21 protein-coding genes and 1 pseudogene are annotated in these 25,658 nt (G+C 65.4%); 11 read left to right on the top strand and 11 right to left on the bottom strand.

All coding sequences use genetic code 11. The features are described 5' to 3' along the window. Nucleotides 1–93: 93 nt before the first annotated feature. Nucleotides 94–1,209, bottom strand: a pseudogene (locus CAK78_RS02945) (sugar diacid recognition domain-containing protein). Between the two features lie 322 nt (nt 1,210–1,531). Here CAK78_RS02945 and CAK78_RS02940 point away from each other — a divergent pair. The 5 genes from CAK78_RS02940 (at nt 1,532) to CAK78_RS02920 (ending at nt 5,541) form a co-directional block, all read left to right on the top strand. Continuing rightward, complete coding sequence (locus CAK78_RS02940) at nt 1,532–1,906, top strand: YacL family protein (protein ID WP_005308639.1); 375 nt, start codon at nt 1,532–1,534, stop codon at nt 1,904–1,906. 62 nt (nt 1,907–1,968) lie between these two features. Then, nucleotides 1,969–2,262 carry a hypothetical protein gene (locus CAK78_RS02935; RefSeq protein WP_005308637.1) on the top strand — a complete coding sequence of 98 codons (294 nt, stop codon included), beginning with the start codon at nt 1,969–1,971 and terminating at the stop codon, nt 2,260–2,262. A gap of 161 nt (nt 2,263–2,423) precedes the next feature. After that, entirely contained in the window at nt 2,424–3,254 is an 831-nt protein-coding gene (locus tag CAK78_RS02930) for a CPBP family intramembrane glutamic endopeptidase (protein ID WP_094696320.1), read from the top strand. Between the two features lie 173 nt (nt 3,255–3,427). Then, nucleotides 3,428–4,744 carry a sphingomyelin phosphodiesterase gene (locus CAK78_RS02925; RefSeq protein WP_094696319.1) on the top strand — a complete coding sequence of 439 codons (1,317 nt, stop codon included), beginning with the start codon at nt 3,428–3,430 and terminating at the stop codon, nt 4,742–4,744. Further along, nucleotides 4,741–5,541: a hypothetical protein gene (locus tag CAK78_RS02920; RefSeq protein ID WP_094696318.1), complete on the top strand. Its 801-nt coding sequence runs from the start codon at nt 4,741–4,743 to the stop codon at nt 5,539–5,541. The genes CAK78_RS02925 and CAK78_RS02920 overlap by 4 nt, the downstream gene beginning before the upstream one ends. 39 nt (nt 5,542–5,580) lie before the next feature. On the opposite strand, the gene CAK78_RS02915 is transcribed toward CAK78_RS02920, so the two are convergent. Beyond that, nucleotides 5,581–7,062, bottom strand: a complete 1,482-nt coding sequence (locus CAK78_RS02915) for an alkaline phosphatase D family protein (RefSeq protein WP_094696317.1) — start codon at nt 7,060–7,062, stop codon at nt 5,581–5,583. A gap of 157 nt (nt 7,063–7,219) precedes the next feature. Continuing rightward, a complete protein-coding gene (locus CAK78_RS02910; RefSeq protein ID WP_094696316.1) occupies nt 7,220–8,440 on the bottom strand; it encodes a DEAD/DEAH box helicase in 1,221 nt (406 codons plus the stop codon). Between the two features lie 158 nt (nt 8,441–8,598). Between CAK78_RS02910 and CAK78_RS02905 the strand changes: the two genes are divergently transcribed. Next, nucleotides 8,599–9,408, top strand: coding sequence for a transporter substrate-binding domain-containing protein (locus CAK78_RS02905; RefSeq protein WP_094696315.1), 810 nt, complete (start codon nt 8,599–8,601; stop codon nt 9,406–9,408). Between the two features lie 68 nt (nt 9,409–9,476). Here CAK78_RS02905 and tpx read toward each other — a convergent pair whose 3' ends face one another. Further along, on the bottom strand, nt 9,477–9,977 hold the full coding sequence (gene tpx, locus CAK78_RS02900) for a thiol peroxidase (protein WP_005308624.1): 501 nt from the start codon (nt 9,975–9,977) through the stop codon (nt 9,477–9,479). A 217-nt stretch (nt 9,978–10,194) separates the two neighbouring features. On the opposite strand from tpx, the gene CAK78_RS02895 reads away from it, so the two are divergent. After that, entirely contained in the window at nt 10,195–12,597 is a 2,403-nt protein-coding gene (locus tag CAK78_RS02895) for a zinc/cadmium/mercury/lead-transporting ATPase (RefSeq protein ID WP_094696314.1), read from the top strand. Between the two features lie 193 nt (nt 12,598–12,790). On the opposite strand, the gene pulA is transcribed toward CAK78_RS02895, so the two are convergent. Beyond that, a complete protein-coding gene (pulA, locus tag CAK78_RS02890) occupies nt 12,791–16,825 on the bottom strand; it encodes a pullulanase-type alpha-1,6-glucosidase (RefSeq protein WP_094696313.1) in 4,035 nt (1,344 codons plus the stop codon). A 280-nt stretch (nt 16,826–17,105) separates the two neighbouring features. Here pulA and CAK78_RS02885 point away from each other — a divergent pair, with 280 nt between their 5' ends. Beyond that, nucleotides 17,106–17,516: a hypothetical protein gene (locus CAK78_RS02885; protein ID WP_005308618.1), complete on the top strand. Its 411-nt coding sequence runs from the start codon at nt 17,106–17,108 to the stop codon at nt 17,514–17,516. 59 nt (nt 17,517–17,575) lie between these two features. Here CAK78_RS02885 and dmeF read toward each other — a convergent pair whose 3' ends face one another. Further along, on the bottom strand, nt 17,576–18,475 hold the full coding sequence (dmeF, locus tag CAK78_RS02880) for a CDF family Co(II)/Ni(II) efflux transporter DmeF (RefSeq protein WP_094696312.1): 900 nt from the start codon (nt 18,473–18,475) through the stop codon (nt 17,576–17,578). A 71-nt stretch (nt 18,476–18,546) separates the two neighbouring features. Between dmeF and CAK78_RS02875 the strand changes: the two genes are divergently transcribed. The 3 genes from CAK78_RS02875 (at nt 18,547) to CAK78_RS02865 (ending at nt 21,168) form a co-directional block, all read left to right on the top strand. Next, the gene (locus tag CAK78_RS02875) at nt 18,547–18,822 is read left to right on the top strand and encodes a metal/formaldehyde-sensitive transcriptional repressor (protein ID WP_094696311.1); all 276 of its coding nucleotides are present in this window, start codon (nt 18,547–18,549) and stop codon (nt 18,820–18,822) included. 167 nt (nt 18,823–18,989) lie between these two features. Beyond that, nucleotides 18,990–20,186 (top strand): amino acid aminotransferase, encoded by a 1,197-nt coding sequence (locus tag CAK78_RS02870; protein ID WP_094696310.1) that lies wholly within the window; start codon nt 18,990–18,992, stop codon nt 20,184–20,186. A gap of 58 nt (nt 20,187–20,244) precedes the next feature. Next, the gene (locus tag CAK78_RS02865; RefSeq protein ID WP_094696309.1) at nt 20,245–21,168 is read left to right on the top strand and encodes a LysR family transcriptional regulator; all 924 of its coding nucleotides are present in this window, start codon (nt 20,245–20,247) and stop codon (nt 21,166–21,168) included. 43 nt (nt 21,169–21,211) lie between these two features. On the opposite strand, the gene CAK78_RS02860 is transcribed toward CAK78_RS02865, so the two are convergent. The 5 genes from CAK78_RS02860 to CAK78_RS02840 form a co-directional block, all read right to left on the bottom strand. Continuing rightward, nucleotides 21,212–21,535 carry a DUF1820 family protein gene (locus CAK78_RS02860; RefSeq protein ID WP_043169320.1) on the bottom strand — a complete coding sequence of 108 codons (324 nt, stop codon included), beginning with the start codon at nt 21,533–21,535 and terminating at the stop codon, nt 21,212–21,214. 192 nt (nt 21,536–21,727) lie between these two features. Continuing rightward, nucleotides 21,728–22,579 (bottom strand): YjjW family glycine radical enzyme activase, encoded by an 852-nt coding sequence (locus tag CAK78_RS02855; RefSeq protein WP_094696308.1) that lies wholly within the window; start codon nt 22,577–22,579, stop codon nt 21,728–21,730. A gap of 37 nt (nt 22,580–22,616) precedes the next feature. Next, the gene (locus CAK78_RS02850) at nt 22,617–24,143 is read right to left on the bottom strand and encodes a YjjI family glycine radical enzyme (protein WP_094696307.1); all 1,527 of its coding nucleotides are present in this window, start codon (nt 24,141–24,143) and stop codon (nt 22,617–22,619) included. A gap of 116 nt (nt 24,144–24,259) precedes the next feature. Next, nucleotides 24,260–24,601 (bottom strand): AzlD domain-containing protein, encoded by a 342-nt coding sequence (locus CAK78_RS02845; protein WP_017408987.1) that lies wholly within the window; start codon nt 24,599–24,601, stop codon nt 24,260–24,262. Between the two features lie 2 nt (nt 24,602–24,603). Further along, on the bottom strand, nt 24,604–25,323 hold the full coding sequence (locus CAK78_RS02840; RefSeq protein WP_094696306.1) for an AzlC family ABC transporter permease: 720 nt from the start codon (nt 25,321–25,323) through the stop codon (nt 24,604–24,606). Nucleotides 25,324–25,658: the final 335 nt, after the last annotated feature.

The following is a 25,658-nucleotide window of genomic DNA, read 5'->3' as shown; positions in this document are numbered from 1 at the left end:
GGTGGCCATTATGGTGATCCGGGATCGGAATGCTTTGGTCAAAAAACCAAATATCAGCTTTTAAAAATGCAACTTTCTGTATATATGAACAAATCAGCTGTCGAGATTGAGCCCGAGATAGAGCAGAAACTTGTCATCTAACTTGTTGAAATTCAACCCGGTTATCTGCTCGATCCGGGTCAGCCGATAGCGCAGGGTATTGGGGTGGATGAACAGGGCTTCGGCACAGGGATGCAGATCACAATCCTGCAAGAAATATTGGCGCAGCGTCTTCAGCAGTGTTCCCTTTGTATCCTCCTGCGCCAGCTTGTGCAGCGGAGCCCGCAGCTGATCCGCCTGCCAGGAGTCCGCCAGACTGCCGAGCAGCACCGGCAACCGGTAATCCTCGAAGAAATAGACCTGCTTGCGCGGCGCCTGCCGCATGCCGCGGCGCAAGGTGTCCCGCGCCGTCTGGTAGGATCGCGCCAGCCCGTCGGTGCCGGCGAAGTAATCACCCACCCCGATGCGCACCCGAAAGTGGGGGATGCGGGCCAGCAACTGCTTGATGCGACTGCGCTCCTGCTCTGACTGCCAGACGCCGTCGCTGAGCTGGGCAGGCTTGAGCACCACTATCTCGTCCAGGCCGTTGATGGCCACCAGATTGTCCCGCTCCGGGTTTTCCAGCAGGTGTACCAGCTCCCGCAGCCGGGCCGGGTCGGCCTCCTCCAGCGCCAGCCCAGCCACCACCCGCGGCTGGGCCAGATCCAGCCCGAGGAAGCGGGCCGCCTACTGCAGCTGATCTTCGCGCCCTTCACCACGGATGAGCTGCAGCACCAGCTCCTCCTTGTGGCGCTTGTCCCACTGCAGTTGCTCGGTGAGCGCCGCCTGCTCCAGGATCAGCTCGGCGGTCATCCGCACCAGCTCGGCGTAAGCACGCACTTCGTCCGGATCGCCCGAGATGCCGATGACCCCGAGCAGCTCTCCCTGATAGGCGATGGGCAGGTTGATGCCGGGGCGCACCCCCTTGAGCTCGCGGGCGGTGGCGTCGCTGATCTCCACCACCCGGTTCTCGGTCAGCGCCAGCACGGCCCCCTCATGGCGCTGATGGAGCCGCTCCGGGTTGCCGGACGCGATGATCAGGCCGTGCTCGTCCATCACGTTGACCGAGAAAGAAAGGATCTTCATGGCCCGGCTGACAATCTGCCGTGCGAGGGTGTCATTGAGCTGCATAGGTACTCCGCTGAACGAACCGGGCATAGCTTGAGGCGATGATGAGTCTCTGTGGCTCGTCCATCACCTTGACCGAAACAGAGAGGATCTGTATCGCTCGACTGACTATCTGGCGTGCGAGGGTATCGTTTAGCTGCATCACATCTCCAAAGCGGGGGCCGGACCGGCCACAAAGCGCCTGCACCGGGGCAAAGATGCCACATCTTCAAGACAAGCGAGGGGGGGCTCGCTAGAATAGGCCACTTTACGCTATATGCGCCCCGCCATGGAGCAGGATTTTCCCCTGCCCATGACGACTCACCCTTCCGCTATGGACTGAACTATGGATTATGAATTTCGCCGCGACCCGTTCGGCGGTTATCGCGCCCGGTTCTCCATGGGCCACGAGGCCATCGGTCAGTGGCTGATCGACGAAGTGGGCAAGGACGAGGAGAAACTCGACGAGCTGTTCGCCATCATCGATCAGCTCTCCAGCCGGGCCCGCACCGAATACCGGCTGCTTGGCGGCGACTACTCCCTGCTGCTGACCCACGAGGAGGCCGAGGTGAAGGCCAACGTCCTCAATATCGAGCAGGATGAGGATCTCGACGATCTCGCCTACTACGATGATGAACAGCTGGCCATGTGCGGGCTGGAAGATTTTGCCCAGGTGCTCGTCTCCTGGCGCGCCTTTATCCGCAACGAGGATATGGGCTGATTGACCCCATCGGAGCAACCACGTCGGGCTCAAGGCCCCTCGCCCAACCAACAGGATTGACTATGTCTATTTACGATTTTGATGACGAACTGCCGGAAGACGAGCTGGAAGAGCAGCCGAAGAAACCCGCCCAGCCCAAGAAGAAGGGCAAGCAGGTGCTGAACACCCAGGTCAACCTGAGCCCGCGCGATGCCAGCCGCCTGAACGGCCTGCACGTGGAGGCCATCACCACCCTGGACGACGTCAGCCTGCCGAAGAACGTGATCTTCAAGGCCGGCCTGATCGCCCTGGGCGAGCTGGACGCCAACCTGCGGGCCGACATCATCGCTCGGGTGATCGCCGAATCCGGCCGCTGATAGCGTCGCACCCTTGCCAAAACCGGAGCCCAGCTCCGGTTTTTTTATGGTTGCTCGCCTGCTCCCTCCTGCCGCGCGGGGATCCGACCAGCTTATTGAGCCTTGTCTCATGGGATGTCCCATTGTTAAGGTGCGGCACTTTCATCGGCCCTGGAGACTCAATGTTACCTCTACCTGATTCACTCATCTGGGGAGCACTGGCGCTGGCCGTCTTGCTCTGTCTGGCCCGGCAGCGTCTGCCCGGCGTCATCATGCTGGCGGTCGCCCTGCTGGCGGCTCTCGGCCTCGGCCACCTGAGCCCAATCGCCGTGCTGGCCAGCACGGCGGGCCTGCTGCTGGCCTGGCGCACCCCCTCCCTGCCCCAGCCATGGCGCGCCGTCGCCCTGGGCGCCGTGCTGCTGTGGGCGGTGGCGCTGATGCTGCACCTCATCCCCGGCTTCACCAACCTGAAGGTGCTGGATCAGGTGCAGGCCGGCCCCGCCAGCGTGCCCTTCAACATGTACCTCAACCTCGACAAGCCGCTGGTCTTCTTCGGCCTGCTGCTGGCATGGCCCGCCCTGCTGGGCCCGGGCGGCGCCGTTCAGTGGCGCAGGCTGGCACTGCTGCTGGTGCCGCTGGCGGCCCTGCTGATCGCCGCCTGGCAGCTGGGAGCCCTCAAGCCCGAAGTGGGCCTGCCCGGCTGGTGGTGGCTGTTTGCCATCAACAACCTGCTGTTCACCTGCGTGGCGGAAGAGGCGCTGTTTCGCGGCTTCCTGCAGCAGGGGATCGCCGCACACAGCCGGCGCTGGCTTGGGGTGCTGGTAGCCAGCCTGCTGTTCGGCGCCGCCCACCTGGCCGGCGGCCCGCTGCTGGTGCTGTTCGCCGCGCTGGCGGGGGCCTGCTATGGCCTGGCGTTCCTGCTGAGCGGGCGCCTCAGCGTCGCCATCGCGATCCACTTCCTGTTCAACTTCGCTCACCTGGCCCTCTTTACCTACCCGCTGGCCAGCCGCTGATCCCCTCGGGGGCGTGCCAACCGGCACGCCCCGCCTCTTCGCCAACCTGTCCGCTCGCCCTGCCTCCCCATATGGGGCCTTTCATTTATTTGTAACAAAAATGTAAATGAAATGACCTCTGTGCCCGCCATAACAGTCACTTTCCTGCGTGTCTCAACCAAAAGGACTTCATGATGCACAAGCCCGTCAGTTATGCCGCCCTGCTGCTGGCCAGCCAGTTTCCGCTGCAGGCGCTGGCCGATACCGATGTCTACCTCACCAACAACAGCCCGGATCCGGTCCAGCTGGAGATCCGCCAGAGCGGCTCCGGCGAGCTGCAGGCCGGCAGCCAGTGGATCCAGCACAGGACTGAGCTGGGCCCCTGGGAGAGCGCCATGGTGCTCAGCTTCAACCGCTACGAGGGGGTGAAGGCGGGCAAGAGCTATCTGTTCGAAACCCGGGTCACCACCCCCAACGGTGACACCTATCGCCTCAACCAGCGGATGGAGGGCACCTGGTGGAACAGCACCCTGCAACACGGCGGCGAGACGCCGGCAGACAGCTCAGGCTGGCAGAGCGATCGCGCCATCCACCGCCTGAACGGGCCGCAGGAGCTGGCCTTCGCCGCCAAGTTCACCGGCCGCTACGACGATCTGCACTACATGCTGACCCCGCCCAAGCAGGTGGAGCAGCCCGAACCTGCCGAAACCAGGTTGAAGGTGGCCAGCTACAACGTCTGGGCGCTGCCGGTGATCGCCTCCAGCATCGGCGAGCGGCTGGCGCTGCTGCCCGAACACCTCAAGGGCTATGACGCCCTGCTGCTGCAGGAGGTGTTCGACGGCCGCCGCGAGGGCTTCCTGCAGGCGCTGGCCAAAGAGTACCCCTACCAGACCAAGGTGCTCGACAAGCCGGGGGTCAACATCCACGACGGCGGCGTGGTGATCGTTAGCCGCTACCCCATAGTGCGCGAGGCCCAGCTGGTCTATCCCCAGTGCACCGGCACCGACTGCTTCGCCGACAAGGGGGTGATGTATGCGGAGGTGATCAAGGGGGGCAAGGCCTGGCACCTGTTCGCCACACACACCGCCAGCTTCGACACCGACGAGGCGCGCCGCCTGCGCCAGATCCAGTTCGGCCAGATGCGCACCCTGGCCGCCAGCCTCAATATTCCCGCTAGTGACACCGTCATCTACGGCGGCGACTTCAACGTCAACAAGCGCAAGTTTACCGATGACTACGCCGGCATGCTGGCCAATCTCGACGCCGACGAGCCGGCCTACGGCGGCTACACCGAGGCCACCTTCGATCCCAGGATCAACCCCTATGCCGGCGGTCCACTCTCCGGCGGCGCCAACGTGGAGTACCTCGACTATCTGGTGGTGAGCCGGGAGTACGGCGCCGCAAGCCACAACCTCAACAGCGTCTGGATCCCGCGCAGCAGCGACGGCAGCCTCTGGCCTGCCAGCAACCTCTCCGATCACTTCCCGGTCAAGGGAGAGATCAGCCGATGAAGCGCCGTTACGGCTTGCTGGCGCTGGCGCTGCTGGCCTTGTTGCTGCTCAACCTGGGCGCACAGGAGGAACCGGCGCGCTCGGCCCCCACCAGCCAGGCCCCATCGGGCGCTGCTGCACCCGTGCCGACACAGCTGTCAGGCTCCCCGGCGCTCGCCTCGCCGGTTGCCCTGCCGGTTGCCGCCACACAGGCCGGCTCCGAGCCGCCTCCCGCCAGCTGGCGGGCCATGCCGGAGGCGCTGAGCCAGCAGCTCGCCAGCGAGGTAAGCGACAGCGATCTGCCGCTGGCCGAGCGGCTCGCCAATCTGGAAGGCGCTGAGGCCAGCTGGCTTGGCGAGGGGGAGAGTCTGTTTCGGCTGCAGGGGCGCTACGCCCTGGCGCTCGAGCAGCTGGCGCAGGAGAGCGAGCAGTTGCCGCTGGCCGAGCGGCTGGATGCCCTCACCCGCTTGCAGGATGAGTGGGTGGCGGAGCACCCGGATCTGGCGACTGAGTTGTTCAACCCGGCGGCCCGGCTGCAGCAGGCGCGCCAGCTGTGGGGGGACGAGGAGCTCGCCACCCTGGCCCGCCACTTCCTGCCAGCCGCACAGGCCGAGGCGACCCTGCAGTTTGCCGCCAGCCGCCAGCAGCAGCTGGATCAGCGCAGCCGCTACCAGCAGCAGTTGACCGAGCTCGAGCAGCAGCTGGCAGCCAGCCGGGGCAACATGGACGAGGCGAGCTGGCAGCAGCACAGGGAGGCGGTGCTCGGCCAGTTCCGGCGCGACTTCTTCGCCCGTGACACCGCCACACCAACGCAATGAAAAAAGGGCCCTGACGGGCCCTTCGTATTTCCCCGGCCATCAGGCCAGCGGGTAGCTGGCCGCCAGTCCGTTCTCGCAATGCCAGTTGGCCCACAACTTGTCATCGCTGCCCATCAGCAGGGTGGCGAAGTTGCGGGTACGCAGGTAGACGGGGGCGCCGAACGGCTTGATAAGCTCGGCGCGGATCAGCCGGCTCTCGTCGAGGTATTCGGGATCGTCGTTGGTCATGGCCAGGATCCCCATCCACTGGAACTGGGTGGGACAGGGGTGGACGATGCCGGAGGAGACCAGCTGGTGCACGTTGAGCCCCTCCCGCTTGTCCTGAATGACCCCGAGGCAACCCACGTGCACGTCGCCTGAGAGGATCAGGGTCTTGCAGCCAGGCTCCTTTTGGCGCCGCTGCCTGGCGTTGTCCAACAGCCGCATGATGAGGCGGGCCCGCTCCCCCTGATGGGCCTTGGCCCGCCAGTGATCCTTGAGATCGTCGGTCAGCTCCTCCTCCCAGGGGGTGGCATCGAACGCCGCCTCGGTGAAGGAGAAGTCGCGATAGACCACGGGCACCCCCGCCAGCACCAGCAGGTGGCCCGTGTCGCAGGCCGCCAGCGCGGCGTTGACCTGATCCCACTGGGACGGGCTCATCACCTGGTCGCGGGTGCGGTTGGCCCGGTTGTCGAGCGCCAGGATCTGGTAGCCCCTGAAACCGAGCCGCCAGGAGTGGTGATTCAGCGTCTTGTCCAGCAGCGCCCCGTTGGCACCGGTGCGCAGCTGGAACAGCCGGAAGTACTTGGTGGCGGCGGCATAGATGGCCTGATAGACCTCGCAGCGCTGCAGATCCTCGGGGTAGCTGCCCCAGCCATCGAAGATGTCGTGGTCGTCCCACATCATGGCGCTCGGCACCCGGGCCAGCATGAAGGCAACCTCGAGGCGGCCCCACTGTTTGCAATAGAGATCGCAATAGAAGCGGTCGAGCTGCTCCACCATGGCCCGGGTCGCCTTGCGCTTGACCTTCTCTGCCCGGTCCAGCTCGTTCCAGGCCTTGAGGGTCGGCACGCTCGTCCAGAGGGAGTCCGCATAGATCTGATCTCCTCCCATCAGCAACAGGGAGAAGGGATGGGCCTTGTGCTCCGCGGCCAGCTTGTCCCACATGACGTAGGGGGCCGGAGTGGAGGTAAGCAGCTTGAAGTCGGAGAAGCCGTTGCAGGAGGCGTAGCCTATCCGCACCGGCTCCTTCTTGCCCGGCAGATGGAACTGCCACTTGTCGTATCCCGCCAGATCCTGCGCCGGCTTGTTGTCCAGCAGGACCTCGTAGTCGACGGGGGTGCCGGCCTTGCTCTTGGGACTGGCCTGCCAGACCAGCCGCCAGAAGCCGCCTCTCGGGGTATCCGCCTGCTTGCTGGCGGCCAGCAGCTCGCCGTTGATCCGCACGGCAGCACTCTTGCCGCTGGCCTGCGCCATAAAACAGATGCTGTACTCGGTCTCTGACTCGAGGCCCAGCAGAGGGCCCATTACCAGACTGGTCATTCGTCATCCCTCCATGGTGAAACCCATGGAGCATAGCGAAGCGACCACTATTTGATAGTGACCAGGTGGGCAAACAGAGCGGGCCGGGTTTGGCCCCGACCCTTTCTGTTTGGCGCTGCGATGAACCGGCCTGTCACACCGGCTATGGCGGGGAGCGCTACGCCTTGCCCTTGAACTGCTTGACGCTGCGCTTGGCCTGGGTGCGACGGTTGGCCTGTTTGTCGCGGGGGGCGCGCTTGCCCTCCCCGCTGGCTGGCTTGTCGGTCACCGGGAAGCCGGCGAGCGCCGCCAGCGGCAGCTCACGCCCGGTGAGGGTGCGGATCGCCGCCAGGGTGTCGGCCTCGCCATGGCAGGTGAGGGAGATGGCGAGCCCGCTGCGCCCGGCCCGGGCGGTGCGGCCGATACGGTGCACGTAGACGGGGGCACTGGCGGGCAAGTCCAGGTTGATCACCAGCGGCAGCGCCTCCACGTGAATGCCGCGCGCCATCAGATCGGTGGCCACCAGCACCCGCACCTTGCCCGCCTTGAAGTCGCCAAGCGCCTGCTCACGCACCGCCTGCTCCTTCTCGCCGTGCAGGGCCGCCACCGCGATGCCCGCCTTGGCCAGCTTGCGGGCCACCCCGTCGGCGTCGTCCCGCGCGCTGATGAAGACCAGCACCTGCGGCCACTCGTGAGCCTTGAGCAGGCTGATGAGCGCCGGCACCTTGCTGCTCTTGTTGACCAGATAGAGCCGCTCCTCGATGTCGTCGGCCACGCTGTTGCGAGGATCCGCCTCCACCCGCGCGGGCTCTTTCAACAGACCGGTGGCCAACGCCTCCAGCTCGGCCGACAGGGTGGCGGAGAAGAGCATCTGCTGCCGCACGTCCGGCATCGCCTTCATCAGCCACTGAATATCGGGCCAGAACCCCATCTCCAGCAGGCGGTCCGCCTCGTCCAGCACCAGAGTGCGCAGGCCGGCCAGGGTCAGCAGCTGCTGGCCCAACAGATCCCGCAGCCGCCCCGGGGTCGCCACCAGCAGCTGCGGCCCCAGCGCCAGCTCGGCCTGTTGCTGCGCCTGTTCCACCCCGCCGCACAGGGTCACCAGCCGCAGACCCAGCCCGGCGGCCGGCCCCTGCAACGCCTCGCTCACCTGCACCGCCAGCTCGCGGGTCGGCACCAGCACCAGCCCCTGCACCTCTGCCAGGGCGGGATCCAGCCGCTGCAGCAGCGGCAAGCCGAACGCCAGGGTCTTGCCGCTGCCGGTGCGGGCCAGCGCCAGCAGATCCCGTCCCGCCAGCGCGGCGGGAATGGCCAGTTGCTGTACTCGGGTCGGGTGCTGAAGATTGGTTGGCAGAGCCGCCAGCAAGGCGGGGGCAAGGGCGAGTTGGTCAAAGGTCATGGCACGGTACGGATAAACAAGTGGGAGGGCGAAGTCTAGTGAGCGGGGGCCCATAAGTAAAACCCAATCCACCCAGGTGCCGGTTCCGGGCCGCCCCGCCGCGACAGGGTGCCGCTGGCTACACTTCAGAAAACCTCTCAAGGCGGAGCTACCCGACCATGACCCGATCCCCCACCCTGCCCCTCTTGCTGCTGCTCGCCCTGCTGGGGCTGACCAGCCTGGGGCTCTCCCGCGCCGATCCCCAGGCCGCCCCCGCCGCCAAACCGGTGCGCATCATCAACGCCCACCTCGGCGAGCTGCCTGGGCTGATCAATGCCGACAAGACGGGTCCTTTCGTCGATCTGGTGCGCGCCATCGACGATCTCTATCCGGATATCAGCATCCGGATCACTATCTATCCCCTCGCCCGGGCCATGGCCGGGGTGATCGCCGGCACCGCCGACTTCAGCCTGCCCGCCATCCGCAACCTGCAGGATGCCGACCTGCTGCCCTATCGCTTCAGCACCCGCAGTTTCGGCAAGGTGACCCACGTGCTCTACAGCAATACCGACCACATCGTCACCCCCGACATGGCCTACGGCATAGTGCCCACCAAGCGGGATCTGCTGATCGAGGCCACCCCCGGCTTTCTGCCCATTCCGCTGCAGCGGTCGATGAGCATAGAGCAGTCCCTGCGCAAGCTCTCCCGCGGTCGCATCGATGCCTTCATCTGGGCCCAGGAGGAGGCCGACCTGATGTTGCGCCGGCTCAAGCTCACCAACATCCACCGGGAACATCTGGGGGATTTCGAGGATGTCTTCATCATCGCCAAGGGGCCCGCCGGCGACGAGATGGATCGCTTCCTCGGCGAGGCGATTGACCGGCTCGCCGCCTCCGGCAAGCTGGCCGAGATCTACGCCAGGCTGCACCGCCCCTATGTGGAGTGGCAACCCAAGCCCCCATCACAGCCGGTCGCCACCTCCCCCTGACGGCAACCGCCCATAAAAAAATCCCGCCGGGGCATGGCCCCGGCGGGATTTTTGTCGACCCGATGCTATTACAGCACGGCCAGGGCGGCGGCGTAGTTCGGCTCGTCGGCCACTTCGGCCACCAGCTCGCTGTGCAGCACCTTGTCGTGCTCATCCAGCACCACGATGGCACGGGCAGCCAGACCCACCAGCGGGCCGGAGGAGAAGGCCACACCGTAGTCCTGCAGGAAGGAAACACCACGCAGGGTGGACAGGTTCACCACCTTGTCCAGACCCTCGGCGCCGCAGAAGCGGGCCTGGGCGAACGGCAGGTCGGCGGAGATGCACAGCACCACGGCGTTGTTCAGGCTGCTTGCCTGCTCGTTGAACTTGCGCACTGAGGTGGCACAGGTCGGGGTGTCAACGCTCGGGAAGATGTTCAGGATTTTGCGCTGACCGGCGAAGTTCGCCAGGGTCACGTCACAGAGATCCTTGGCCACCAGGGAGAAAGGCTTGGCCTGTTCGCCGGCAACCGGGAAGTGACCGGCGACGGAAACCGGGTTGCCTTGCAGAGTAACGGTATTGCTCATGTTATGTCCTTGATTATCGAGGGAGGATCAGGGCCTCCAGTATAGGCCCGCCGGGCGGGGACAAACACCCGCCAAGCACAGGGATATAGGATCGCCAAAGCACCCGTCTGGAGGAGCAGAGAGAAAGGGGGTTGACCTTGGACTTAACACCAAGGTTTACACTCGGCTCAGTCATCCAGGATCCCTCAGGGGCGGGGTCCCTCAAGAGGAACGCACCATGAGCAAATCCTGCTGCAGCCATCAGCACGCCGCCCCCATCAAGGCCGTCAGCAAGGCGGCCGCCTCCCAGGCCGAGCACAGCCACACCAGCCATTGCTGTGACAACACGGCAACGGCCAGTTGCGCGGCCACCACGGCTCCCCACGATCATCAGGCGCGCGGGGTCGCCGACGTCCCCGGCGACGAAGAGCCCCCCAGAGGGGGCTGCTGCACCGACACCAAACACGACCATCACCATGAGCAGGGTCATGCGCACGATCACGCCTCCACCGCAGACGAGCCGCCGCTGGACGCCCCCGAGCAGAACAGCCGCCGCCACAGCTGGCAGGTGCTGGGGATGGACTGCCCCAGCTGCGCCCGCAAGATAGATACGGCCGTCAGCCGGGTGAGCGGCGTGCAACAGGCCCGCGTGCTGTTTGCCACCGAGAAGCTGGTGGTGGATCTGGCCCCCGGCCTCTCCCCCGATCCCGTCACCGCCGCCGTGCTGGCCGCCGGTTTCCAGCTCAAGGGCGTCGCTCAGAGCGCGGCACACAGCGCCCCGAGCAGTCCGCTGATGAACATTCTCGGCAAATACTGGCAACCGCTGTCGCTGGCCGGCCTGATGCTGGTGGCGGCCCTGCTGCCGGGCCAGATCGGCCAGCCGTTGTTTACCCTGGCCACCCTCTGGGGCCTGTGGCCCATCTCTCGCAAGGCGTGGGCACTGACCCGAAGCGGCTCCCCCTTCGCCATCGAGACCCTGATGACGGTCGCCGCCGTGGGCGCCCTGTTCCTCGGTGAAACCGCCGAAGCGGCCATGGTGCTGCTGCTGTTCATGCTGGGCGAACACCTGGAGGCCTACGCCGCCGGCCGCGCCCGCGCCGGGGTCACCGCCCTGATGGCGCTGGTGCCCGACAAGGCGCTGCGCATCCGCACCACGACAGAAGGCGAGGTGCGGGAAGAGGTGGCCGCCGATGAACTGCGTCCAGGCGACATCATAGAGATCGCCCCGGGCGCCCGTCTGCCGGCCGATGCCCGCCTGCTCGACGCCCTCGGCGCCTTTGACGAGAGCGCCCTGACCGGCGAATCCATCCCGGTGGAGCGCCGCCAGGGTGACAAGGTGCCCGCCGGCAGCCTGGCGGCGGATCGGGTGCTGCGCCTCGAGGTGGTGTCCGAGCCCGGCAACAACGCCATCGACCGCATCCTGCATCTCATCGAAGAGGCCGAGACCCAGCGCGCCCCCATCGAGCGCTTCATCGACCGTTTCAGCCGCTGGTATACCCCGGCCATGATGCTGGTCGCCCTGCTGGTGGTGCTGGTACCGCCGCTCGCCTTCGGCCAGAGCTGGGACGAGTGGGTCTATCGCGGGCTGGCGCTGCTGCTGATCGGCTGCCCCTGCGCCCTGGTCATCTCCACTCCGGCGGCGGTCACCTCGGCGCTGGCGGCAGCCACCCGGCAGGGGGCCCTCATCAAGGGGGGCGCCGCGCTGGAGCGCCTCGCCCACATCGATACCCTGGCCTTTGACAAGACCGGCACCCTGACCCTGGGCAAGCCGCAGCTGACCGAACTGGTGAGCCTCAATGGCCAGCCTGAGGCCGAACTGCTGGTACTGGCAGCGGCCATCGAGCAGGGCTCCCACCACCCGCTGGCCCGCGCCGTGGTGATGGCGGCCGGCGAACGGGGCCTCAGCCCCGCTGCGGCCCAGGATCTGCGCGCCCTGCCCGGCATGGGGGTGGAGGGTCGCATCGACGGCACCCTCTGGCAGTTGCTGGCACCGAGCCGGGTCGCCACCCTGGATGCGGCGATGCAGGCCCGGGTTGCCACCCTGGAGCAGCAAGGCAAGACGGTGGTGGTGCTCGGTCAGCCTGATGCCGCTCCGGCCGCCCTGCTGGCTCTGCGCGACCAGATCCGCCCCGAGGCGGCCCCGGCCCTGCGCGAGCTGAGCGAGCTTGGCCTGCAAAGCATCATGCTGACCGGTGACAACCCCCGCGCCGCCGAGGCCATCGCCGGCGAGCTCGGCATGGGCTGGCGCGCCGGCCTGCTGCCGGAGGGCAAGGTCGATGAGATCGCCAAGCTCGGCCTCACGCAAAAGGTCGCGATGATCGGCGATGGCATCAACGACGCGCCGGCCATGAAGCGGGCCAGCATCGGCATCGCCATGGGGGGCGGCACCGACGTGGCGCTGGAGACCGCCGATGCGGCGCTGACCCACAACCAGCTCGGCGGGGTCGCCGCCATGATCCGGCTCTCCCGCGCGGCCCTCGCCAACATCCACCAGAACATAGCGCTGGCGCTGGGGCTCAAGGCCATCTTCCTGGTCACCAGCCTGCTTGGCATCACCGGCCTGTGGATTGCGGTGCTGGCCGACACCGGCGCCACCGCCCTGGTCACCGCCAACGCCCTGCGCCTGCTGCGCAAGCGCTAAGCCGGCCGTTGACGGCACAACCAACAGCCGCCCCAACGGGGCGGCTTTTTTATTTCCTCGCCCACGAGCAAAGAAAAAGCGCGGCTGCCGGTCGGCAGTCGCGCTTTGCTTACTCTCTCGGTGTTATCCCACCCTTGGCGAGGTGGAATTCAACCCTGGGCTGCCGAGCCAGCCCCGGGCTCGATGGGAATGACTACTTGGCGCTGCACTCCTGGATCACGGCGGTACCGGCCTTGGCACCGGCCGGGTCAACCTTCACCAGCACGCTCCACAGCCCTTGCGGCAAGGTGATGCTGTTGTTGGCGCTGCCCGCCTGGGAGAAGGCGAACGGGTAACCGGTCTCCGCCTTCAGCGCGCCGCCGCCGTTGAGCAGGTACTCCTTGCTCCAGTCCTCGTTGGCCACCTTGAACTCGGTGCTGCCGTTGTAGTTGAAGGCCGCCTGATAGATGGCCAGATCGCCATCCATTCCCTTGTAGCTCAACTGGTACTGGGGCTGAGCATTCCAGCCGGAGAGCTCACCCTTGACGAACAGGTTGTAGCCGAGCGGATTGCCCGCTACCGTGTCCAGCACCTTGCAGCTCTGCACCGGCTCGGTAAAGCTGACGCTCAGGGTGGGCTTCTCCTTGTTCATGGCAGTAAAGACGAACTTGTAGCTGCCCGCCTTGGCCAGATCGAGCCCGATGTTGCCGGTATCGCCACCCTTGCAGAGGGTCAGCGGAGTGCCGACCACCAGCTTGTCACCGGCGTTGCAGCTGCCGTAGTTGAGGGGACCCCAGCTGGCGTCCGCGATCTTGACATTGGTGGTGCCCAGCTTGTCGCTGCTCACCTCGGTGGTGAACTCGTACATGAAGTTGCTGCTGAAGGTCATCTGGTTGGTGTTGCCCCACTCATCGAGGAACCCCTTCAGATAGACGGCGGTGTCACCGAACGGCGGTAACGTACTCAGATCCGTCTTCTTGCCGACCGGCAGGCCGCTGCCCTGGGCACCGCTCTGTGGCTTGACGAACACCGCCGCTGACCAGGCCCCCAGGGTCAGGGTACCGCCATTGACGGCCGCATCGCGGGCGATGCTCTCGCCAGCGTGATGGGCCGGGCTCAGCTGCAGGCTGGTCAGGTCGATGGGCTGATCGTTGCCGTCACGGAAGTCACCGATGCTCTGGGGAGCATTGGTGGCGTTGATCATCACCACCAGGCCGTCGATGGCCGGATCCAGATCCGCACCCGCATTGACGCCGTCATCCACCGTCATCACGATGAGGCCGGGCACCTGATCCGGGCCGGTATTGCGAAAATCGACCCGCTTGATCACCTCGGCACCGCTGCCCAGACGCAGCAGACGGGAGGATTGACGCAGCTCCGCCAGCTCCTGATAGAAGCCCACCATGGTCGCCATGTCGGCACCGCTCGGTTTGACGTGCTTGCCGAGCACCTGCTCGATCAGCGGATAGTTGTCGCCATCCTTGTCCTTGCGCGGCAGCCCCTTGTCGAAGTTGTTGTCGGCCAGGGTATAGTCGACCCGGTTGTACCAGTCACCCGAGTCGTAGCTGTCCCGCTCCATGGACTTGGAACGCAGCAGCTCGACACCGGCGTGGGTGAAGGGAATGCCCTGCCCCAGCATGGCGGTGGCCAGCGATACCCCCTGCATCCGCACCAGATCGGCCCCTTGCGGCGCCTTGTAGATCAGGTTGTCGAACAGGGTCTGGTTGTCGTGCTTGTCGACGTAGTTCTGGATTTCGGTCGGATCCTGGGCATAGCCCGCCGGCTGACCGTTGTAGTCGATGTCGGCCCCCTTCTTCGGCATCCCGTCCTTGTCGGTCAGAATGAAGTCCTTCAGGTTGCCGGCCATGCCTAGGCGCACCAGGTCGCTCTGATGCAGGGCGGTGGCGCGATCGACACCGTCCATCTCGTTGGCATCCACCAGGGCACCGTTGCCAAAGCCCTGGGTCTTGCGAATGGTGTCGCCGCCGTCGAACGGACTGCCGCCGCGCACCGCATCCCGCAGCCGGTCGGAGAAGGAGCCGATACCGGTGCCGGCCAGGTGTTTCTGGGTCGCCTGCACGAAGCGCTTGTCATCCTGCACCTCGCCGAAGTTCCAGCCCTCGCCGTAGAAGTACATCTCGGGGTTGACCCGCTTCACCGCGGCCAGCGCCTGCACCATCTGATCTTTCGGGTGGTGGCCCATCAGGTCGAAGCGGAAGGCGTCGATCTTGTAGTCGCGGGCCCAGGTGACCAGCGAGTCATCCATCAGCTTGGCGAACATGGCGTGCTCCGGCGCCGTGTTGGAGCAGCAGGTGGAGTTCTCCACCGAGCCGGTCTCCGGATTGAGGCGCTGATAGTACCAAGGCACTATCTTGTCGAGCACCGACTTGGGCCCCAGGCCCGCCTCGTTGGTGTGGTTGTAGACCACGTCCATCACCACGTTCATGCCGATGTTCTGCTTGATGGCCTTGACCATTTCGCGGAACTCCAGGATGCGCTGGCTGCCCTCGGCGTTGGTGGCGTAGGAGCCTTCTGGGGTGGTGTAGTGGTAGGGGTCATAACCCCAGTTGAAGGAGTCGACACCGCGCAGGTAACCGTAGAGCTCCTGCACCTGCGGGTTCTCCTTGCGGTCGCCCCCTTGCAGATCGCCGAGCACGGCCTCGATGGTCTGGCCGCTGCTGCAGTAGCCGGCGAACTTGGAGTTCTGCACCTCGGGGTTGACCTGGCACAGCTTGCCGAAGTCGTCGCCGATGTTGGCGACCTTGGCCGGATCCTCGTTGACGGTGGCGATGTCGAACACCGGCAGCAGGTGCAGGTGGCTGACGCCGCTCTTGGCCAGCGCCTGCAGGTGCTTGACCGGCGCCGTGTCGGTATCGGTCAGGCCGAGGAATTTGCCGCGGTGCTCGGCCGGGGTGGAGTCGTCGTTGCCGGTCAGATCGCGGACATGGGCCTCATAGATGGTGATGTCGGCCGGGTTCTGCTGGCTGTGGGGCGCCTTCAGGCTGTCCCACCCTTCCGGCTTGAGGGCCGGATCGTCGAGATCCACCACCTGGCTGAACTCGGAGTTCATCGCCAGGCTCAGGGAGTAGGGGTCGGTCACCTGATAGGATTCCAGCTTGCGGCTGACCGGGTGATAGACCTGGATGTCGTAGCGGTAGAACTTGCCCACCAGCTCGCTGCCGCCCTGCACGCTCCAGCTGCCGCTGGCCTCGTCCAGGGTCATGGTGCGCTCGCCGAGCGACTTGTGCTGCTCGTCGAACAGCGCCAGCTTGACCGATCTTGCGGTCGGCGCCCACAGCCGGAAGGTGACATTGCCCCCCTCCACCACGGCGCCATAGGTCAGCTTGGTGGCCGCCTCGCTGTAGAGGGCATCGAGGGCACCGGCGCTCTGCACCAGGGTCGCCCCCTGCAGAATGCCGTCGGCGTCGGTGCCGATGGCCACCAGCTCACCCTTGAGCAGCGGCTTGAGATCTTTGCCGGCCGGCAGGGCGAAGGCGGCGGCATCCTTGAGATGCGGATACTTGGCCTGCTGCTCGGCGGTCAGGCTGGTCGGGGTAAGGGTGATGTAGGGGAAGTCGAACACCCCTTCCGCGTTGGCCTTGATGGTGCCGGAGTCGGTGTAATAGAGACGGACATGGGGCTTGTCCTTGCCCCCTTGCCAGATCAGGGTGTTGCCGTCGATCAGGTGGGCACTGGCCCCCGCCACGCCGAAGGCGGCGGTGAAGGCCTCGGCCCGGCTGCCGAAGATCTCGTTCTTGCCGGCGACGATGGCCACGGTGCGATCCGGGTGATCGCTGAAGACCACCTTCATGTCGCTGCCGGTCAGGTTGGCCAGATCGCCGTTGCGGGCGATAAAGTTGATGCACCCTTCCACCTTGCTGAGGGGCACCACCCAGCTCGGACCGAAGCCGTCGACCGCGGCCGGGGTGTTGGCCTTGTCGTCCCAGCCCGCGTTGAGGCCGCTCTCGGCGGTGGCGTTGCAGGCGTCGTTGTTCCACAGGTGCAGGCTGTAGTTGGCGAAGGGGCCAGTGACCCCGCGGGCGGCGCTGGTCTGGGTATCCACCAGGGCGATCACCGCCTGATCGGGCCCTGCCACCAGCTGTTCGGCCGGGGGTTGTACATTGGGCAGACGGGCGACTGGGCCGTCCGAGGGTTCCGGGGTGGGGGAAGAGCCGTTGTCATTGCAGCCGGACAAAAGCGCGAGCAGTGAGGCTGTTACCAGCGCCACCTTGGTCTTTTTCATATCCATTTTTTTATAATTCCCGCTGTAGTTAGTCTCGATATTCGAGTACCCGGTCATTGCCGAGCGGGGCCATATTAATCAGCTGAAATCGTTTCAAATGTGAGCAGGAAGGCAAAAAAGTTAACCTCTTTCAACAAGATAACGTTTTCATAACGAAAATCGGATCGGGCTCACAGACCCGTCGTCCGTTTCGGCCCATACCAGCGGAAGGCACGTCCAACTTCGGAAAAAAAGATTTCCGATCAAATGGATAAGTGAACAAGAGCGAGCAAAGGAGCAACCGGAGATGAAACGGATTGAGGAGCAGGCCAGGCGGCTGGATCAGGAGTATCAGGGGATTGCCCAGCTGTTCGACCAGTTCTGCCAGCAGGCGGGCACCCTGGCCGAGCAGTACCACTTCTTCAACTGGCCGGATTACGAGGATACCCCGCCCCTCGCCCGCGCCTTCACCCTGCTGGGGGAGCCACGGGAGCTGCGGCTGCGCTGCCAGCCGGGGGAGCGCGGCAGCCTGAGCGGTCTCATCCAGGTGTGCGGCGAGGATGGCACCGTCCACGCCAGCCTCGGCTTTCATCCCGACGGCCAGTTGCAGCTGGAGTCGGGCCGGCTGCTGGACAATCCACCCGGGCTGCTGCTCAAGCTGCTGCTTGGCGCCATCTGGCAGCACAAACCGGACGATGTGCAGGGCCCGCCGCACTGAGCCGGACAAACAGAAAGGGGCCTTGGCCCCTTCCTGCTGTTGCGGCCAACCGGCCAGGATCAGGGGGTGCCCACCTCTATGGTGACGTGCACCAGCTCCTCGTGAATGGCGAGCCGGGCGCGGATCTCGCTGGCGGAGAGCGGCGCCGCCATCAGCAGGGAGAGCACGCAGGCATACTGCTGCTGGCCCACCCGCCAGACGTGCAGATCGCGGATCTCGGTTTCCGGCAAGTCGGCTATCACCTCGCGGATCTCTGCCACCAGCGGCGCATCCATCTCGGCATCCAGCAGCACCCGGCCGGAGTCGCGCAGCAGCCCCCAGGCCCACACCGCCACCAGCACGGCGCCCACTATGCCCATCAGGGGATCGAGCCAGTCGGCCCCCCACAGCATGCCCCCCACCAGCGCCAGAATGGCCAGCACCGAGGTGGCCGCATCCGCCAGCACGTGGATGTAGGCGGCGCGCAGGTTGAGATCCTGATGGTCGTGGTGATGGTGGTGATGACCGTGATCGTCCTTGAGCAGCCAGGCACAGGCCAGGTTCACCAGCAGGCCGACGAGGGCGATGGCGATGGCCTGTTGATAACGGATCGGGCTGGGATCCAGCAGCCGGAACACCGACTCGAACAGCATCATGCCGGCCACCCCCACCAGCAAGAGGGCGCTGGTGAAGCCGCCAAGCACCTCGATCTTCCAGGTGCCGAAGCTGAATCTGTGGTCGCGGGCGAAGTGGCGGGCGGCACGGTAAGCCAGCACCGACAGGCCGAGCGCCAGCGCATGGGAGCTCATGTGCCAACCGTCGGCCAGCAGCGCCATGGAGTTGTAGAACCAGCCGCCGCCGATCTCCGCCACCATCATGATGACGGTCAGCAGCACGGCCCAGCGGGTCTTCTGTTCCGCCAGCGGATTCCCTTCGTGGACGACGGGTTGGTGGCAATGGGATGAGACTAAAGAGGACATGGATTTCTCCTGAGAACGACAATGCGATATACTATACCCCAGTATAGTTTTATTGATCGAGAGGATCCTGCATGTCACACACCATCCACGACAAGAAGAAGCTGCTGGCGCGGGTACGCCGCATCAAGGGGCAGGCAGGGGCACTGGAGAGCGCGCTGGAGCAGGAGAGCGACTGCGCCGCCATCTTGCAGCAGATCGCCGCCATTCGCGGCGCCGTCAACGGCCTGATGCTGGAGGTGCTGGAGGGGCACATGCGCGAGCATCTCGGCGCCGAAGAGGCGACCCCGGCCGAGCGGCTGGAGGACCAGGATCAGGTGGTGCGGGTATTGCGATCCTATCTGAAGTAAGGCCGGTGGAGGGGCCGCGCGCGGCCCGCATCATCCCGTTTACGGCTGGGCAGCATCGCTCCGCCAGCCCCCGCCCCTTTCAGACTTGAGCCCTCGCCGGCTTTACGCCATGATGACCGCCGATCATTGATCGCCATACCCTGGATTCCATTTCGCAAGGACCCCCCATGTTTGAACACGTCGATGCCTATGCTGGCGACCCCATCCTGACCCTGGTCGAGACCTTTCACAAAGACACCCGCGAGCAGAAGGTGAACCTGGGGATCGGCCTCTATTACGACGAGCAGGGCCGCATCCCGCTGCTGGCCTCGGTGCAGCAGGCCGAAGCGCAGCGCGCCGCCGCCCCGGCCCCGCGCCCCTACCAGCCGATGGAAGGCGCCGCCAACTATCGCACCGCGGTGCAGCACCTGCTGTTCGGTGCCGAGCACGAAGCGGTCAAGGCCGGTCGCATCGCCACCATCCAGACCATCGGCGGCTCCGGCGCGCTGAAGATCGGCGCCGACCTGCTCAAGCGCTACTTCCCGACCTCAGAGGTGTGGGTCAGCAATCCCACCTGGGACAACCACAAGGCGATGTTCGAGGGCGCCGGCATCAAGGTGCACGACTACCCCTACTACGACGCGGCCACCGGCGGCGTGCAGTTCGACGCCATGATCGACTGCCTGAGCGCTCTGCCGGCGAAAAGCATCGTGCTGCTGCACCCCTGCTGCCACAACCCGACCGGGGTGGATCTCTCCCGCGCCCAGTGGGACCAGGTCATCACACTCGTGGTTGAACGCCAGCTGATCCCCTTTATGGATATCGCCTACCAGGGCTTCGGCGACGGGCTGGAAGAGGATGCCTACGCCATTCGCGCCATGGTGGCCGCCGGCGTCAGCTTCTTCGTCAGCAACTCCTTCTCCAAGAACCTCTCCTTCTACGGCGAGCGCTGCGGCGGCCTGTCGGTCATCTGCCAGGATGCCGAAGAGGCAGGTCGGGTACTGGGCCAGATGAAGGCCACCGTGCGCCGCAACTACTCCAGCCCCCCCACCCATGGCGGCCAGATCACCGCGGCGGTGATGAGCCAGCCCGACCTGCACGCCATGTGGGTCGGCGAGGTGACCGAGATGCGCACCCGCATCAAGGCCATGCGCCAGAAGCTGTTCGAGGTGCTGAGCGCCAAGGTGCCGGGCCGCGATTTTGGCTACTTCATCAACCAGCGCGGCATGTTCAGCTACACCGGCTTCACCCCGGAGCAGGTGGATCGCCTGCGCGAAGAGTTCGCCGTCTATCTGGTGCGCTCCGGCCGCATGTGCGTGGCGGGCCTCAACAGCCGCAACGTCGACTACGTGGCCGACGCCATGGCCGCCGTGCTCAAGGGCTAAGCCCGCAGCCCCGCTCAGGCGGGGCTTTTTGTTTGTCCCGTTTGCTCGTGGAACCCTTATGGATCTCATTGCCCTCTCCCGCCTCGGCGGCCGCCATCTGGTTACCCTGCATCTGCTGCTCGACAGCCAGAGCGTCACCCGCACCGCCGAGCGGCTCTGCACTACCCCCTCCACCGTCAGCAAGACCCTCAACCAGTTGCGGGATCTGCTCGGCGATCAGTTGCTCTACCGCCAGGGCAACCAGCTGTTGCTGACCCCGTTCGCCGAGCGGCTCGGCCCCACCCTGCACCGGCTGCTGAGCGAGCTGAACGGCCTCACCGGCCAGGGCGGCTTCGATCCTGCCAGCTGGCAGGGGCAGCTGAAATTCGCCCTGCGCGAGAGCGGCATGGTCTGGCCCATGGGACCCATTCTGGCGCAGCTGATGCGCGAGGTGCCGGGCCTGGTGCCCGACATTCGCAACAAGGATGAGCAGGGGCTGGCGGCCCTAGCGGCGGGCAAGCTGGACTTCGTGATCCTGCCCCACGATCAGAGCCAGCCGCTGCCCCGCCAGCAAGGGCTGGTGTGGGAGACATTGCGAGAGGACAAGCTGGTCTGCCTGCTGCGCGCGGATCACCCGGCGCTGGCGCGGCCCTGGGATCTCGATGCCTACCTGAGCTGGCGCCATATCGCCATTCGCGATCAGGAGCTGGCCAACCCCTTCTTCGAGCAGAGCCTGGCCCAGTTGCAGGTGCGCCGGCAGATCGCCGCCATCCTGCCCGATTTTGGCAGTGCGGCGACCCTGCTGCGCCAGAGCGATCTGATCCTCACCGCCGTCAACGGCTGGGCCGAGCAGGCGGCCCCGCACGATCTGGTGAGCAAGCCGGTACCGTTTGATTACGGCGCCGTCACCCACAGCCTGGTGTGGTACGGCCCGGCCGGAGAGGAGCCGGCGCGGCGCTGGTTTCGCCAGCGGATCCTGCAGCTGGCCCGCGAGCTGGCATGATGAGGGCCGTACCCGGCACAACCTGTGCCGGGTACGACCGTACTCAGGGTTTCTTGGTGTAGATGGGACCGGGGAAAGGAGAGACGTTGCTGCCCAGCTCGGTGATGCGGGCAGCCCCCTGCTTGCGCACCTGATCGACCCGCAGCACGTGGTGCATGGGGATCATGGTGCGATTGACGTCGGCAAACTCACTCTTCAACTTCTCGTGGCTGGGGTCGACGATAAGCGCCGTGTGGTTGTCCCACACGAAGTTGGCGATCTCGATAAAGCCGAACAGCTGACCCTGGCTCACTTCCCTGACATAGACTTCGTAACGCTCGTTGTGACAAATGAACTGCACTCGATATAAGGCGTTGGATTCACTCATGTTCGTCTGTTGATGGTGGGCGATTGACCCATTCTAGCCGCCCCCTCGCACAGCTCAAATAGACAGCAATCACAGTTACGTCATCTCAAGACTCAGGCAGCAAAAAAGCCACGCCGAACCGGTCAGTTCGCCGCCCAATCTTGCCTTGTAGTATTAAATCCCTTTGCGATCAGCTAATTAGCATCCGGCTACTCAGAGCAGAGGCGGCAGCGTGACGGGGCCAAGCCCCGCCGCCGCCAGCGCAGCAGCCAGTTGCTCCAGCGCCTCTCGCGTCGCCTGTGGCCAGCCCTGCGCCGCCCCGCGCACGCCGTGATGGCGAAAGCCGTTGAGGCGGATGGGCACGGGCCCGAGAGCGCGCAAGAAGGCGGCGAGCCCGCCATCCAGCCTGCCGTCGGCGGCGAGATAATCGCTCTGCCCCGGCACCTGCAGCAGGCGCACCTCCGCCAGCTTGCCCGCCTGCGCCAGCAGTTGCAGCGAGGCCAGCACCCGCTCGCGACCATAGCCGGTCAGCGTGTGATGCACAGAGTCGCGCCACCCCTTGAGGTCGATCATGGCGCCGTCCAGCACCGGCAGCAGCCGCTGCCAGCCTGCCTCGGCGAGTGAACCGTTGCTGTCGAGCAGACAGCCGAGATGGGCCAGATCCGGCGCCCCCTTGATGGCCATGAACAGCGCGATCACGAACGGCAGCTGGGTGGTGGCCTCACCGCCGGAGACGGTAATGCCGGTCAGCAGCGGGCCGTAGCGACGCAGCAGGGCCAGCACCTCGGCCACCGTCATGGTGGCGGTCTTGGGGCTGGCGCTGCGGGGGCACACATCGAGACAGGCATCGCAGTCGGTGCAGCGTGCCGCCTGCCAGCTCACCCGCCCCTCCTGCAGGGTCAGGGCCCCGCTCGGACAACCGGGCACGCACTCACCGCAGTGATCGCAGAGGCCGATGGTGTGCGGGTTGTGACAACCGGGGCAGGCGAAGTTGCACCCCTGCAGAAACAGCACCAGCCGGTTGCCGGGGCCGTCCACGCAGGAGAAGGGCAGCCAGCGGCTCACCGTCGCGCTGCGCGTCGCCCCTGCCCGCCTGCCGCACTCAGTAGTCACACAGGGTTGCCTCGCGCCCCACCACCCGCGGCGCCCGCTGGCGGATCCCGGTCAGTTCGCTCGCCTCGGCGCCGAGGCAGGTGGTCTGCAGGCGCGAGCCTTCTGCCGCGAAGCGGGCCACGTCGCTCTTGCGGATCATGTAGCCGGTCACCCGCACCAGGTCGCTGTCCGCCACGTTGGCGGTGAACTCGCGCATGCCGATGGCGAGCGCCCCCTTGCAGAGCTGCAGCAGCGCCTGCGGGTTCTGGCGGATGGTGGGATCCAGGGTCAGGATCTCGCTGATCCCGGAGTGATAGAAGCCGTGGTGAGGGGCCAGCGCCAGCACATGGCTGGCGGGATCCGGCTCCTCGCCATAGGGAATGCGCACCCCGGGGGTCACCCCGCGATCCACGCTGAGCCCGCCCTGGGAGTGGAGCAGGGCGCGGCCGCCCCAGGCGTGGCGCTGCGGCGTCTCGCTCACGTGGCGGGCGAGCTGGGCCGAGATGCGATAGCCCAGCTGGTTCGCCTCCTCGTCCCGGCCGTAACGCTCCGGCAGATTCTCCTTGTCCATCAGAAGGTTGACCGCCTCGGCCATGCCGTAGATGCCAAACATGGGCACGAAGCGATCCTCCTCCAGCAGCCCCTCCTGCACCAAAAAGCTGTCGAAGAAGCCGGACTCCTGGTGCAGGAAGGCGGCACGCGCCTCGATCAGGCGGGAGGCGAGGCGGCAGTAGTGGGGCAACAGGCAGCCCAGGAAGTCGTCGATGCCGTGGGCCTGCTCGGCCACCCGCTTGAGGGAGACCCGCACCAGGGTGTTGGCGCCACCCGCCTGGGGCAGGGCGTTGTAGCAGCTGACGATGCCGAAGCCGCGCTCGTCGAAAGTGTTGCGATGCAGCGGGTAGTTGGCGATATGAGGCTTGCTGCAGGCCGCTATATTCTGTACCCCCTGCAGCAGCAGGCTGTCCGGGGTCTGCGCCGGATCGTGGAACAGGGTGAGGTTGGGGGCCACCTGCTTGAGCTCGCCGTCGATGCGCAGGATCAGCCGGCAGATCCGGTTGTCATCCGGCCCTATGTTGACGTGCATGAAGGCATCCGGCAGCACCCGGTCCAGGTAGATCCAGAACCCCTTCAGCTTGCGATAGAGGGCCTCGTCATCCAGCTCACCGACGAAGGGCAGCAGCAGCTGATCGAGCCGGCCCAGCCAGACCGGCATGCCGGTGACGGAGGGCACGTGGTGGTAGAGGATGCGCAGGGCATCGAGCGCCTCATCGAAATCCTGCGGCGGTGCCAGCTCCAGCCAGGCAGAGCCCTGGCGCAGAAACTTCTCGTAATCCGGCAGCACATAGCGCGGCTTGTAGGGAGCGTGCCCCTCGAACATGTCGCAGACCAAGCCCTTGGCCATCGCCTCGCTCACCTCGGCGGGCAGCGCGGGATAGGGCAGCGCATTCTCGGCGGCCAGCGCCAGGGCATGGCTCTTCTGGGCTGGTGACAACAGGGGATCGCGCACGATGCGCTGGCAGGTTTCGGTGAAGGACATGGCTCGCTCCTCGACGGATGGGAGCTAAATCCTCACACTTTAGAGGTGTTTTTTGAAGTGACATTCACAACATGGCGGATATCCAATGAAGACATCCGCCATGCAGGATCACGGGCCTAGCCCAGCCAGGGCAGCAGCTGGGCCACGCCCCCCTGCCAGCGCAGCAGGAAGAAGCCCCCCATGCCGACCACCACCACCAGCAGGGTCGGCAGCCGCAGCAGGGTCAGCGCCGTCACCAGCAGGGTGGCGACCAGATAGTCCGGATCCCAGCTCAGCCCAATGCCCGGCTGGTAGCTGAAGACGATGGGCAACCAGATGGCGGTCAGCACCGACTGGGCCGAGAAGCTCAGGAAGGCCCCCATCTCGGCGCCCGGCTGATAGCGGGTCAGCCGCGAGAAGAAGGCGAAGCGGTTGAAAAAGGTGATCAGGGCCAGCAGGCCTATCATCAGCCAGCTCATGATTACCTCCTCATCCGGTGCAGTACATAGCCCACCAGCATGCCGGAGAGCGCCGAGATGATGATGTAGACCTCCGCCAGCAGCGGCTTGGTGAGCAGCGCCATGGCACCGCTCACCAGGGTGGCCGCCACCATGGGCAGGTTCTTCATGGCGGGAATGGTCATGGCGATGAAGGTGGCGGCAATGGCGAAGTCCAGCCCCATCTGATCCAGCCCGTCGATGTACTGACCGGCAGCGATGCCGAGCAGGGTCGCCGCATTCCAGAACAGATAGAAGACGAAGCCGGCAATGAGCGCGTAGGCCGGATCGAAGCGACCGCTGCGCTCCCGGTCTTTGAGCGCCACCGCGAACATCTCGTCGGTCAGAAAGAACGCCAGACTGGCGCGCCAGCGCAGGGAGAGCGGCAGCACGTCGCGGCGAAAGGTGAAGCCGTAGAGCAGATGCTGGGAGGTGATGACGAAGGTGGAGCCCATGATCGGCAGCAGTGGCGTCCCCGCCCCGAACAGGGTGGTGGCCGAGAGCTGGGCTGCGCCGGCATAGACCAGCAGCGACATCAGCTGGGCCTGCAGCGGGCTCAGCCCCACCTGCAGCGCCAGGGCGCCGCACAGGATCCCCCAGGGGATCACCGAGACGGAGAGCGGCAGAATATCGATGGAGGCGCGCCACCAGAGCGCGCGGGTACTCTCGGCCCCGACGGGCGAAGAGAGGGTTGCTGACGGCATGGGATCATCCTTGTTGCGACCACGGCGAGCCGGAAAAACTAGGGAAGGTGCGAACAAGTGGATCGCACCTTCATCATGAGTAATATGCCCACATTTTAAAATTTCATTACTTCAAAATTCGGACGTATTTACTCCCAAATCTGACTTTTTGTTCCATTACCCCCCCCTTTTCGGGGCTTACCTCGCATTTTGGACGCAGCTACCCCATCCCCGTATCATCTGCTCCACTCGAAACAGATTCGCCAGCGTAAACAACATCGCCAGTTGGTTGTCGTTCTTCCGCAGCCCCTTGTACCGTGCTTTCACAAAGCCAAACTGACGTTTGATGAGCCGGA

Source organism: Aeromonas sp. A35_P (genome assembly GCF_002259925.1).
GTDB classification, from domain to species: Bacteria; Pseudomonadota; Gammaproteobacteria; order Enterobacterales; family Aeromonadaceae; genus Aeromonas; species Aeromonas dhakensis.
The sequence above is the reverse complement of the archived record's forward strand: the minus strand, read 5'-3'. Positions and strand labels throughout refer to the sequence as shown.

Excerpts from the sequence above, each read along its gene's own strand:
- CAK78_RS02940 (WP_005308639.1), top strand. The coding sequence starts at position 1,532 with ATGGATTATGAATTTCGCCGCGACCCGTTCGGCGGTTATCGCGCCCGG.
- CAK78_RS02935 (WP_005308637.1), top strand. The coding sequence starts at position 1,969 with ATGTCTATTTACGATTTTGATGACGAACTGCCGGAAGACGAGCTGGAA.
- CAK78_RS02930 (WP_094696320.1), top strand. The coding sequence starts at position 2,424 with ATGTTACCTCTACCTGATTCACTCATCTGGGGAGCACTGGCGCTGGCC.
- CAK78_RS02925 (WP_094696319.1), top strand. The coding sequence starts at position 3,428 with ATGCACAAGCCCGTCAGTTATGCCGCCCTGCTGCTGGCCAGCCAGTTT.
- CAK78_RS02920 (WP_094696318.1), top strand. The coding sequence starts at position 4,741 with ATGAAGCGCCGTTACGGCTTGCTGGCGCTGGCGCTGCTGGCCTTGTTG.
- CAK78_RS02915 (WP_094696317.1), bottom strand. The coding sequence starts at position 7,062 with ATGACCAGTCTGGTAATGGGCCCTCTGCTGGGCCTCGAGTCAGAGACC.
- CAK78_RS02910 (WP_094696316.1), bottom strand. The coding sequence starts at position 8,440 with ATGACCTTTGACCAACTCGCCCTTGCCCCCGCCTTGCTGGCGGCTCTG.
- CAK78_RS02905 (WP_094696315.1), top strand. The coding sequence starts at position 8,599 with ATGACCCGATCCCCCACCCTGCCCCTCTTGCTGCTGCTCGCCCTGCTG.
- tpx (WP_005308624.1), bottom strand. The coding sequence starts at position 9,977 with ATGAGCAATACCGTTACTCTGCAAGGCAACCCGGTTTCCGTCGCCGGT.
- CAK78_RS02895 (WP_094696314.1), top strand. The coding sequence starts at position 10,195 with ATGAGCAAATCCTGCTGCAGCCATCAGCACGCCGCCCCCATCAAGGCC.
- pulA (WP_094696313.1), bottom strand. The coding sequence starts at position 16,825 with ATGGATATGAAAAAGACCAAGGTGGCGCTGGTAACAGCCTCACTGCTC.
- CAK78_RS02885 (WP_005308618.1), top strand. The coding sequence starts at position 17,106 with ATGAAACGGATTGAGGAGCAGGCCAGGCGGCTGGATCAGGAGTATCAG.
- dmeF (WP_094696312.1), bottom strand. The coding sequence starts at position 18,475 with ATGTCCTCTTTAGTCTCATCCCATTGCCACCAACCCGTCGTCCACGAA.
- CAK78_RS02875 (WP_094696311.1), top strand. The coding sequence starts at position 18,547 with ATGTCACACACCATCCACGACAAGAAGAAGCTGCTGGCGCGGGTACGC.
- CAK78_RS02870 (WP_094696310.1), top strand. The coding sequence starts at position 18,990 with ATGTTTGAACACGTCGATGCCTATGCTGGCGACCCCATCCTGACCCTG.
- CAK78_RS02865 (WP_094696309.1), top strand. The coding sequence starts at position 20,245 with ATGGATCTCATTGCCCTCTCCCGCCTCGGCGGCCGCCATCTGGTTACC.
- CAK78_RS02860 (WP_043169320.1), bottom strand. The coding sequence starts at position 21,535 with ATGAGTGAATCCAACGCCTTATATCGAGTGCAGTTCATTTGTCACAAC.
- CAK78_RS02850 (WP_094696307.1), bottom strand. The coding sequence starts at position 24,143 with ATGTCCTTCACCGAAACCTGCCAGCGCATCGTGCGCGATCCCCTGTTG.
- CAK78_RS02845 (WP_017408987.1), bottom strand. The coding sequence starts at position 24,601 with ATGAGCTGGCTGATGATAGGCCTGCTGGCCCTGATCACCTTTTTCAAC.
- CAK78_RS02840 (WP_094696306.1), bottom strand. The coding sequence starts at position 25,323 with ATGCCGTCAGCAACCCTCTCTTCGCCCGTCGGGGCCGAGAGTACCCGC.